This is a genomic window from Shewanella sp. (assembly GCF_051658185.1).
Lineage (GTDB): Bacteria > Pseudomonadota > Gammaproteobacteria > Enterobacterales > Shewanellaceae > Shewanella.
Window position 1 is genome coordinate 1 of the sequence record NZ_JBOFMC010000150.1, and the last position, 9,906, is coordinate 9,906.

Annotated in this window: 10 protein-coding genes; 4 read left to right on the forward strand and 6 right to left on the reverse strand. The window is 51.5% G+C overall.

The window, feature by feature from the left end; genetic code table 11:
- Positions 1-356: hypothetical protein (locus tag ACRCZA_RS06235; RefSeq protein WP_438673596.1), on the forward strand; the 356-nt coding region annotated here is incomplete at its 5' end.
- A 307-nt stretch (positions 357-663) separates the two neighbouring features.
- On the opposite strand, the gene rbsK is transcribed toward ACRCZA_RS06235, so the two are convergent.
- The 3 genes from rbsK to fucP form a co-directional block, all read right to left on the reverse strand.
- On the reverse strand, positions 664-1,584 hold the full coding sequence (rbsK, locus tag ACRCZA_RS06240) for a ribokinase (RefSeq protein WP_438673597.1): 921 nt from the start codon (positions 1,582-1,584) through the stop codon (positions 664-666).
- Positions 1,585-1,697: 113 nt separating this feature from the next.
- Positions 1,698-2,708, reverse strand: coding sequence for an aldose 1-epimerase family protein (locus tag ACRCZA_RS06245; RefSeq protein WP_438673598.1), 1,011 nt, complete (start codon positions 2,706-2,708; stop codon positions 1,698-1,700).
- Between the two features lie 44 nt (positions 2,709-2,752).
- Complete coding sequence (gene fucP / locus ACRCZA_RS06250) at positions 2,753-4,078, reverse strand: L-fucose:H+ symporter permease (RefSeq protein WP_438673599.1); 1,326 nt, start codon at positions 4,076-4,078, stop codon at positions 2,753-2,755.
- A gap of 470 nt (positions 4,079-4,548) precedes the next feature.
- Between fucP and ACRCZA_RS06255 the strand changes: the two genes are divergently transcribed.
- The 3 genes from ACRCZA_RS06255 to ACRCZA_RS06265 all read left to right on the forward strand — a co-directional run bounded on the left by ACRCZA_RS06255 (position 4,549) and on the right by ACRCZA_RS06265 (position 5,646).
- The gene (locus ACRCZA_RS06255; protein WP_438673600.1) at positions 4,549-4,701 is read left to right on the forward strand and encodes a hypothetical protein; all 153 of its coding nucleotides are present in this window, start codon (positions 4,549-4,551) and stop codon (positions 4,699-4,701) included.
- A 106-nt stretch (positions 4,702-4,807) separates the two neighbouring features.
- On the forward strand, positions 4,808-5,101 hold the full coding sequence (locus tag ACRCZA_RS06260) for a DUF134 domain-containing protein (protein WP_438673601.1): 294 nt from the start codon (positions 4,808-4,810) through the stop codon (positions 5,099-5,101).
- Positions 5,101-5,646 carry a NifB/NifX family molybdenum-iron cluster-binding protein gene (locus tag ACRCZA_RS06265; RefSeq protein ID WP_438673605.1) on the forward strand — a complete coding sequence of 182 codons (546 nt, stop codon included), beginning with the start codon at positions 5,101-5,103 and terminating at the stop codon, positions 5,644-5,646. The genes ACRCZA_RS06260 and ACRCZA_RS06265 overlap by 1 nt, the downstream gene beginning before the upstream one ends.
- A gap of 123 nt (positions 5,647-5,769) precedes the next feature.
- On the opposite strand, the gene ACRCZA_RS06270 is transcribed toward ACRCZA_RS06265, so the two are convergent.
- The 3 genes from ACRCZA_RS06270 to ACRCZA_RS06280 form a co-directional block, all read right to left on the reverse strand.
- Complete coding sequence (locus ACRCZA_RS06270; RefSeq protein ID WP_438673602.1) at positions 5,770-6,906, reverse strand: site-2 protease family protein; 1,137 nt, start codon at positions 6,904-6,906, stop codon at positions 5,770-5,772.
- A 306-nt stretch (positions 6,907-7,212) separates the two neighbouring features.
- Positions 7,213-7,686 carry a DUF4144 family protein gene (locus tag ACRCZA_RS06275; protein ID WP_438673603.1) on the reverse strand — a complete coding sequence of 158 codons (474 nt, stop codon included), beginning with the start codon at positions 7,684-7,686 and terminating at the stop codon, positions 7,213-7,215.
- A 5-nt stretch (positions 7,687-7,691) separates the two neighbouring features.
- Positions 7,692-9,392, reverse strand: coding sequence for a DUF342 domain-containing protein (locus ACRCZA_RS06280; RefSeq protein WP_438673604.1), 1,701 nt, complete (start codon positions 9,390-9,392; stop codon positions 7,692-7,694).
- Positions 9,393-9,906: the final 514 nt, after the last annotated feature.

Below are 9,906 nucleotides of genomic sequence, written 5' to 3' on the forward strand. Positions count from 1 at the left end.
AGGTTGTGCGCACTGCTAATCCTATCGTCGGCGCTTGGTTGTATACCATTAAGGATCCTAGCACCCTCAGTGCTGACGATTATCGCGATAACTACAATGTCCTCACCGTGTTGCCCAATAACGAATATGCGATTGTGCATTCTCGGGACAATTTTATCGATACCAGCGTGTTGGGTGAGTTTGCGCCATACAGTTACAACGGTACCACCTTTACCATCGGCGCGCCGACGGTGAACGCCGATGGTGACGGTGGTTTGAGTGATATCGGCGGCAGCGCCGTGGTGACGGTGACGGGCACTGAGTTTGCGTTTAAAGCGGCCAATGGGGAAACGTTTAGTTTTACCCGCATAGAATAGTGCCGAACTTGCGCGCCATGCTCTCAAGCGCAAGCGGTGCCGCTTAGGCTTAAGCGGCTTAAGCTTAAGTCGCTTAAGTGCTAGTGTTTAAGCCGTGCTGGTGTTAGCTCCGAGCGAGTGTGCTAGTGCAGTGCTTGCGCGTTAGTGCAGTGCTTGTGTATTAGTGCAGTGCGGGTGTGTTAGTGCGGTGCTTGTGTATTAGTGCAGTGCGAATGTGTTAATGCATATCTGCGCTACGGATGAGGGGAAGTGATAGGACAGTGCATCGCCGTCCGCCACTTCCCCTTTGTTTATGGCTAAAGCTTACTTATGGGTGTTGGCTAAGAAACTGCTCGACCTCGGCCCTCGTAGGGATGGAGGTTTGTGCGCCAAAGCGGGTGACCGAGATGGCCGCCGCGGCGTGGGCAAATTTAATCGCACGCGGTAATGGCATTGCTTCCATTAACGCGGTGACAAACGCGCCATTGAAGGTATCGCCGGCGGCGGTAGTATCGGTAGCATCGACCTTAAAGCCTGCGATCAACTCGCCTTGGCCTTGCTGGCTTAACCACACCCCTCGCGCGCCTAAGGTGATCATCACAGTGGCGATGCCGCTCGCATGCAGTTTATCCGCTGCGGCTTGGGCGCTGGCATCGTCGCAGACCTTGATGCCGGTAAGCACTTCGGCTTCGGTTTCATTCGGGGTGATGATATCCACGCAGGCAAGCAGCGCCTCGGAGAGGGGCCGAGCAGGCGCAGGGTTGAGGATCACTTGGGTGTTGGCCTCTTTGGCAACCTTGGCCGCCAGCTCAATGGCACACGGTGGCGTCTCAAGTTGCATCAGCAGATAATCCGCCGCCCGGATCGCCGTTAAATCGGTGGCAATGGCCTCTGCGGTTAACAGAGCATTGGCTTCTGCCGCTAAACAAATGCTGTTTTCGCCACTGTCGGCCACTTGAATGATGGCAATGCCCGTTGGGCAATTTGCCTGAACCTTAATCCCTTCAATGTTAATCCCGTCGCGCTGAAAAGCGGCACACATCTGCGCGCCAATGGCGTCATCCCCTACGCTGGCGATAAAGGCGATATCAGCAGTTAAGCGCGCCGCCGCCACGGCTTGGTTAGCTCCTTTACCGCCCGGAATCACTTGATAGTTGCGGCCATGGAGCGTTTCGCCCGGGCGAGGAAACGAAGGCACTTGGAGCACATGGTCGGCATTGACACTACCTAATACCACTAACTTATTCATGGGGAATATCCTCGGTTTTATATAAACCTTTGTAAAAATTGATTCTTTGCCCGCGCCAGCGTCCTGATTGCGTTAGGCGTCGTATCGGCTGGCACTGGGCTTGGGTTATCGGGTTATTTAAGGCAAATACCGGTACGCACGTTAAAATGGCGTTCTTGGCCCGGCGCCAGATAGATCAAAGTGCCGTTGGCTTTGGCGGCTAAAAATCCCTCGGGGCGACAGGTGGCTGGCAGCACATAGGCGCCGACCTGTTGATCACCATTGTATAAAATCCAGCGAGTGGCACAGTTAAATGCTTCGGTGCTAAATTCGGTCAGCAGATATTTATCGCCGATATCGAGCTTGAATTGCGCTTGCTCGACGTGCTTGGCCAGATCATCCATAAAATAGACGATCTCAGGATCGTACAGCGCTGGCGTGTTGAGTTCGCTGATCGGCGCTGCCGTTTTAAGTTGTTGATTGTACTCTAACCATTGCGCATTGGGCTGCACATGGGCCGGAATGCTCTCGCGCAGGGTCAGGGCGCTGGCGGGGATATTTTGCTGCAGCTGCCCGTTGTCGAAGTAGGCCGTGTTGATATGGCACATGTACTGCAATGGCATGGGGACCGTCGCCAGATTTTTTATCTGCATTTGGATATCAAATAGGCTGGCATCTTTGCTAAGGCTCACGGCCGGTGTTGCAAGGTAATGGTGGCCAAAGCCCATCACATATTCATAGCTGCCTTTGAGGGTCACGCAGTCATCGCTGACCTCTAACCAAGCGCTGTCCATCGCTGCGCAGGGCATTTCGCCATGCAAGGGATGGTCATCTTCGGGGGCGGGGCAGCCCATGCGGATCATCCCCGCATGGAAGGCAAAACAGCCGTAGGTCGCCATAATGGATTGGGCGGGCTTGGGCTCGGTGAACATATTTTTCATGCACAGATTGGTGGCTAAAAAGTGCGCATCCCAAATCATTTGTCCCATAAAGGGCAGTATCACTAAATGACCCTTGGCATTTTTTATCTCAATGGCATGCACGCCAGAGGGATATATAAAGCGGCTGACTTCAAAATGCGCTGAGTGCAAAATCCGCTGTTTGGTGGCGGTAAAGTCATTTTTATACAGGGGAATGGTGATCATGATTAACCTCATCAAAGTGGCCTCCAACGGGAGGCCACAGCTGTTTATTCTGGCTGCAGGGCCAGGAATTCGGCGGACTGTTTATGCTTTTTTTCTGCCATAAAATAGCTAAAGACGATGGCAAAGCAGCAGGCGCTGACGATAAACGATAGCTGCATATTCACCGCATCGGCTACCGCGCCTTGGATCACCGGCACAATGGCACCCCCGATGATGGCCATCACCACAAAACCACCGGCGGTTTCGGTATAGCGGGTATCTACCGCCTGCAGAGTGGACGCAAAAATGGTTGCCCAGCAAGGGGCAAAGAAGGCTGAGGTCATCACCGCCACCCAGACGGCGCTAAAGTCAGGCACAAGGGCGACATACACTAAGCTGATAAATCCAAGCGTTGAATAGAGCTGGAGTACATTTTCTTGCGAGGTTTTAGTAAACAGGTAGTTGGCAACCAACTTACCGAGGAAATACATGATAAAGGCGTATAACAGGTAGTTAGCGGCGTCGCGCTCATTCATCCCCGGCGCAAGCTCCAGCGCTAAGCGGATGGTGAATGACCATACCGCAACTTGCATCCCCACATAGGCAAATTGGGTGACAACGCCCTTTAAAAATCGACGGTTGCCGATGAGGTAGCTTAGGGTCTCGCTAAAGGAGGGCGCGGTTTGCTGCTCGCCTCTGACTGCTTTACAGCGGGGGTATTCAGTGACAGCAATTAAGATCGCCACGGTGGCAATCACCCCGACTAACCATTTATAGGGGGCGAGGGTTTGCTGCAGCATTTGCATTTTAAAGGCTTCAAGCTCGGCGCCTTGAAGGCTTGCCATCATCTGCTCGACATTAACACCTTCTTGGAAAATCAAATATTTACCTAGTAATAGCCCCACGATATAGCCCATGGCATTAATGGTATGGGACACATTGAGCCTTAAGGTGGCGTGATTGGGCGCGCCAATCATCGCCGAATAGGTATTGCAGGAGGTTTCGAGGAAGGAAAGGCCAATGGCAATACAAAAAATCGCGGCGAGGAACATGGTATAAGTGCCAGCGACTGAGGCCGGGAAAAACATCAGGCAGCCTAAGATATACAGGGCTAAGCCGAGTAAAATCGCAAATTTATAGGTGGTTTTTTTGACCACAACCGCGGCTGGAATCGCGACGAGGAAGTAAGCCCCGTAAAATGCGGATTGCACTAATGCGGAGGCAAAGTGGGAAAGATCAAAAATCGATCTAAATTGGGTGATCAGCACATCGTTTAGGGCCGCGGCCGCGGACCAAAGGGCGAACACGCTGGAAAGTAACAAAAATTGGAATAGGGGGGTTTTATTTAAGTAACCATCCGCGAGTTGAACAGTATTATTTTTTATAAACATATTTTATTTTCCATCGAAACCATCAACCCAATATGGGCGTGACCTTTCTCTTTGAGTAGGTGTGGAATGATCGATTAAGAGCCGCGGTATTGTATTGTTATGGCCGCCGCCCTTCCTTACGCCCAAGCTGGGGCTAAGGCCGAACCCACGGGCACAATAGGGTATCGCCGGAAAATCGCCAGCATGGGATGGGTAAGGTGTGAGTCGACTCATTCTGCGGGGCTAACATTCCTTAAAAAGCTAACCTAGATCACACTTTTTTGGCGCAGTAGCAGGCGGGGATTTGGGCCAAAAAACCAGCATTGGCAGGGGGTTGACCGCCTTATGGTGCTGGGAAAACGTCGTTAAATATACCTTTCAAATAAGGCTTTTATTTAAATCGTGAATAGCGCTTGTGAGCTAACTTCTTTATTTACACTTTTCACTTAACCCATAAAGGTTCGCTTTTTTTGCATGAAAGAGTTGCCAGCGTGGATGTCGTTAATTGTGAGCTGCTTTACAGTTTGTCCGAGGGGAATGTGAATAATAGTTTTTGGCCTACGCCAGAAACCTGCACCTCAGGTAACCAATTGGCCAGCAAAGGAGACTGGCAAAGTATTGCTCAGTCGCTATTGAACCGCTGAATGAACGGGTAAAAGAGCAAGCGCCGCGCTATCGGCGCTCAGGTTTTGCTTTGCGTCTTCAGTGTTAAACGCCTTTTATTGCGCTACTGCGCCAAGATAACCGCTTATGCCAAGACCCAAAAAATGCCGCCAATTATCCTGCTGTGTGCCCTGCAGCCTGTTTAAGCCTAATGGCATTCCCGCGGCGCAATTAACGCACATCCCGCTGGCGGCCGATGAGTTTGAGGCGCTGGAACTTGGGGATGTGCAGCGTTTAAGTCAACTCGAGGCCGCCGCCCTGATGGGGATCTCGCGGCAAACCTTTGGCTACTTACTCGCCAGTGCCCGTAAAAAGGTGGCTACGGCCATCACCCAAGGTCATGCTTTGCGCTTGCCCACTTCAACCGACAAGGATTTATGATGATTATTGCTATGCCAATGAGCCGTGATAGGCTCGCCAGTCATTTTACGAAAGCCGCCGAAATTGGTTTTTTTAATGACGAGTTTCAGCAAATTTTGCGGGTCGATAATCCGGCGACGGCGGGGGGCTGTAGCGCCAAAAAAGCCATGCTTGAGTTGATTAAGCAGCAAGGCACCGACATTGTGATTGTGCAGCATATCGGTGAGCGCATGCTTGGTAAGTTGTTGGCGGCGGGGATCAGTGTGAGCAAAGGCAGTGCTCAGCAACCGCTTGAGGCGCTGCTGGCCCAAAGCCGCGATCTGAATTTACGTTTAACCCATGCCTCCCAAGGGCGTGCTTCTCTCAATCATGCGGCTAAGGGGGGCTGTTGTCAGTCCCATGGAACAAGCGCCGCAGGGAGCAGTGGTTGTGGCTGCGGCGCGAAGTCAGTGCTTGAAAAGTCAGCGCCTGCAAAGCATGCCGGCCTGATGGCACAAGGCCTTGGCAAGCAGGCTCCGGTAGCGGCGGTGCAATACGCAGGCTTTAGACCTGTGCCCACGAAATAGCCCAAAAGAGTAGCCCCGCAATCGCGGGGCTACTCTTTTACAGGGTGTGAGGTCACCGCCCTGTGGGCATGACCTGCCGCCTTTGGTTTAACGGTCGCCTTTGGTTTGACGGCGGAATAGGGCTTAGCTTTGCAGTATTTTCAGTGGCAGGCCTAACATATCATCGCCCGTGCCCGCCAAATGCCAAATGATGCCAACGAGGGCGGCAACGGTCAGTAAGTACCATAGGGTTGAAAAGATTTGCCCATATCGGTCCAAGGGCAAGAGGTGGCTTTGATGGCGCGCGCGCCATTCGACGATAATTTCTACACTGCCAATAAGCAGTAAGAAACCGAGCAACGCCAGCCCTAAGGTGTAGCTGACATAAACCCCCAGAGCCGCACCGATAACGCAGACAATCAAGCCTGTGATGCTATTCATTGAAAAGCTGATGCTCTTTAGGATGTGCCCGCCATCGAGTGGCAAAATGGGCAATAAATTAAATAAGTTAAGCAAGGCGTTGAACGCGGCAAGCCCGGCAAAAAATACATGACCTGTGGCGTGATAGGCCATTAACGCGCCGACGGACATCAGCAGTCCAAAGGTTGGCCCCATGATTGAAATCACCACATCTTGCCAGCGGGTGTTAATTTTTTCATCACTGAGTGCAAGGCCTCCCATAAAGGGGATGAGATAGATCCCCTTGGTTTTCATCCCAAAATACTTCATGGCGCGGATATGGCCGTATTCGTGGAACACGAGGCAGGCGATTAGCGCAAGGGCGAATTGGAAGGAGAATAACCAAGAATACGCGGCAACGCTGGCGCCGGCTAACACCACTTTGATGACTTTGGCGCTCTTGAGCAACTTAAAGCCGAGTGAGGCTAGCCCAACGATGCTGACTTTTTGTTGTTTGACCACAGGGACTTCTGGGGTTTGGCGCTCAATATCCTTTTCGGTGCGGGTGCCTTGGGTGAGCACTTCATCATCCTGCAGCAGCCGGTAATCGAAGCGAAAAGGCTGCCAAACCAGATCGGTTTCGAGGCGAATGAGCGTCGTGTGGCTGGTCACCGGCGCATCACCGTCTTGAGGCTCAGTGGTAGGGCGCGTGAGCGTGAGCTCAAACTCGTGCACCTTGAGGCCGCCATTATCGATAGACGCCGCTTTCTGTGAGACTAACTGATTGTCCCAGAAGAGTTGTTGCCAGCCCGCGAGCGAGCCTTCTAAGCGCAGTGGTTTGCCTAAGCAGTCAATCTTAAGTAGTTCCAATTCAGGCTCCATGTGTTGGTGTATCAAGGTAATGCAGACCTAAAGGTGCACCACCGTCAAAGGGGGGCTTACGGCTTGCCTCTGCATGGGCAGCGTTAAGCCATCACTGGCTAAATTATGCCTGTGAATTGCGCATCAGGATAATAGCTTTTGGGATGTATGCGTTTTGTTGCCGTTTAATTGCGCAGTGCCAGTGAGCGATGTGCCATTGCGTGAGTTATGCAAGGGCAGTTTTAGTGATGCCAAGGCATCGGCTTCGTTTTTTGCTCAGACTTGTTGCACAGGCTATTTGCAAAAAATATGTGTAAATAAATAGGGTTAGTCATTCAAGCTCCGCACAATTTCCATTCCTTGGCTGAGGGTGTTAAAACTCAGTTTAGTGACGCAGCAGTTTCCCAAGGCGTTGGCATGATGTTGCACCCATTGGATAAATTCCTCCAGTGGCAGCGGTGTTTGGGGTAATAGCGTTGGCAGAGGATCCCATACATCGATTTCGGCGTAGAAAGGTTCTGCACCGGCAGCGAGGATCTGGTAGCGCTGGCCTTGGCTGTCGAGTAACTGATCCGCCTCGGTAAAATGCGCCCGATTGAGTCGAGCAAGGGCCAGCCAGTCGTCTGCATTGCTAAGGTAGAGCAATTCAGCGCTGCCAGCGAGTTTGACGAGGGCGGGCCAGTGGATGGCCGTGAGAGCATCACCGCGTTGACTCATATCATGATTGCTCAGTTTTTCAGTGCTCAATTTTTTAGTGCTCAGATTTTCAATGGGCAGATCGTTGATGTTACTAACTTCCATAGCGTTTAGGCGGCTGACGGCGGTTGCTGGTTCGCTAAGGCTTTGGGTTTGGCGTTGTAATCGAACAGGATCTCCTGATTAACATGGGCAATCGTGCAGGTGCCGTGCTCCCGCGTGGTGCGATGGCTCACTTGGCCAATTTGAAACTCCACATTAAGGAATACGTGTTTGAGCACATTGATGCAGTACTGCTCATAGAAGGTGTCTACCTCTTGCTTTAGGGTATCAAACTCTTGCTCTTCTGCGGCGCGTTCAGCAAGGATGCGGCGTTTTTCATCGATCATCATTTTGATCTGCTCGATCATCACCGGATCGTTTTCCCATTGTGCTTTGGGCGGTAATTTATTGATCCGCGCCTCAATATCGAGGCTGGCGACCACTAACGCCTTCACGCTGTCATCCAGTTGTTTGAGTTGCTGCTTGAGCTCCCCTAATGTGCGGGCACATTTAATTTCGGTCTTGGTTCCTGCTGTCGCGCCAATGACCACCGCAGTAATGCCTTTTTCGGCATGAATACAGCCTCCGACCAAATCGCCCCGCTGGGCGCGTGCATCACTGACGGTTAAGGTCCCCGCACTGAAAACATGGCTATGGAGCAATTGTTTAGTCACTAAAATATTGCCCTTGGCCTCGAGCTGTGAATATTGCACAAACTGGGCGCTGATCTGTCCTTGGGCTTGGATGCGGGTCGAGTAGTCGTTGGCATTGAGCAGCCGACCGATGATCCCTTGGCTGACGGTAATATCGCCCTGGGCTTCTAGGGCGGCTGAATCGACAAAGCCCATCACGGTAATATCGCCGCCACTTTTGACTATCATGCCCTCGTGGACATCCCCAGAGATCAAAATACTGCCCTTAAAGTTGATGTGGCCAGTGCTGATATCGACATCCTTTAATTGCAAAACATCATCGACCTTCATGCCGCCGCGGATTTCTACCGGTTGCCCGGCCACGGTGGCGATGAGTTGATGGGGATTTAGGGGATCTAACATCGTGCCGCTCCCGGCTTGCAGCGTGATGTCTTTACCCGGTTTTTGTGTGAGCACTTCACCTTTAATGTTGTAACCGGGGCTGCCTTGGGTGGCTGGGTGTTTGACCATCAGCACATCCTTAGGCTTAACCACAATCAAGGCGCCTAAATTGCGCATATCAACGCTGCCATCCTCCCGCAGTTGAGGTTGCAATAGGCGCTCGCGTGCCAAAAAGACTTTGCGTTCTAAGCGGGCATTGACTCCGTGACTGGGACTTTTCCCTTGGGCGATGTCGCTCTGGCAGCTTTCCCCTGGCTTAAGTGTGCGCTGTTGCTGAAGGAGGCTTTGAATGTTGAGTTTACTTAATCCCATGCTGATATTGTGTTTTTTAAGATGCACGAGGATTTGTTGTAAATCAATGGGTTTGCCGCCCCATGGCGCCGTGAGACTGAGGCTGGCTTTCATGTTATCGGGGCTGATGGTCAGTGTTAAGCTCGCATCCCGGCGCTCTGCTATGGTGGCGCGCAGTGGCAATTGACCATCGGCGCTATGGCACAGGGAATTGATTTTAGCGATGGTGAGGTTAATCACTGGCTCAAGGGGAAATAACGAAGAAAATTCGGGTAAAGCCAACAAACTCATGATGTCATCTTGGGTCACGGGCCCGTGGATGGCGGGAATAAGGCTTAATTGGGCTTTATCATCGATCAGTGCTAGGCATTTTGGATCCAACATGGGGGGATTCCTAATTATGGCATGGTGCGATTGTTTGTTGTTGTGCTTTGTTTTCTCGCAGGGCTTGCTGCTGCCAAACTTGGTTGTCGTGCTGAAAAGTAAAGGTATTGTTAACATTTTTCCCGAGTATATCAGTATAAACTTGCCGCCAAAAAGCTTTATGTAGTAAAAAAAATTCATAGTCGCATTTTGTTGATAGCACGCTTATTCGCTGATATTCATCGCGATGTTATTTTAGTGATGTGGCTTTCAGCGCTTAACCTTTTAAGCCTAAGTGTTAAGCCTAAGTTCGTTGTATGAGTGGCTCGCCGATAAGCGATAAGTGTTTATGTTGGTGTCAGATTCTGAGTCTGAGTCAGATTCTGAGTTAGATGATGAGTGGTGAGCCTGCGCTTCAGCGCGGCTAAGCTACAGTTACCGCTACCGCAAACACAATCGTTTAGCCCGTCCCAGCAAGGTGCTGGAACGGTTAAGCGGGCGCCGCAAATACGGTTATACTGGAGTATTGCTCACT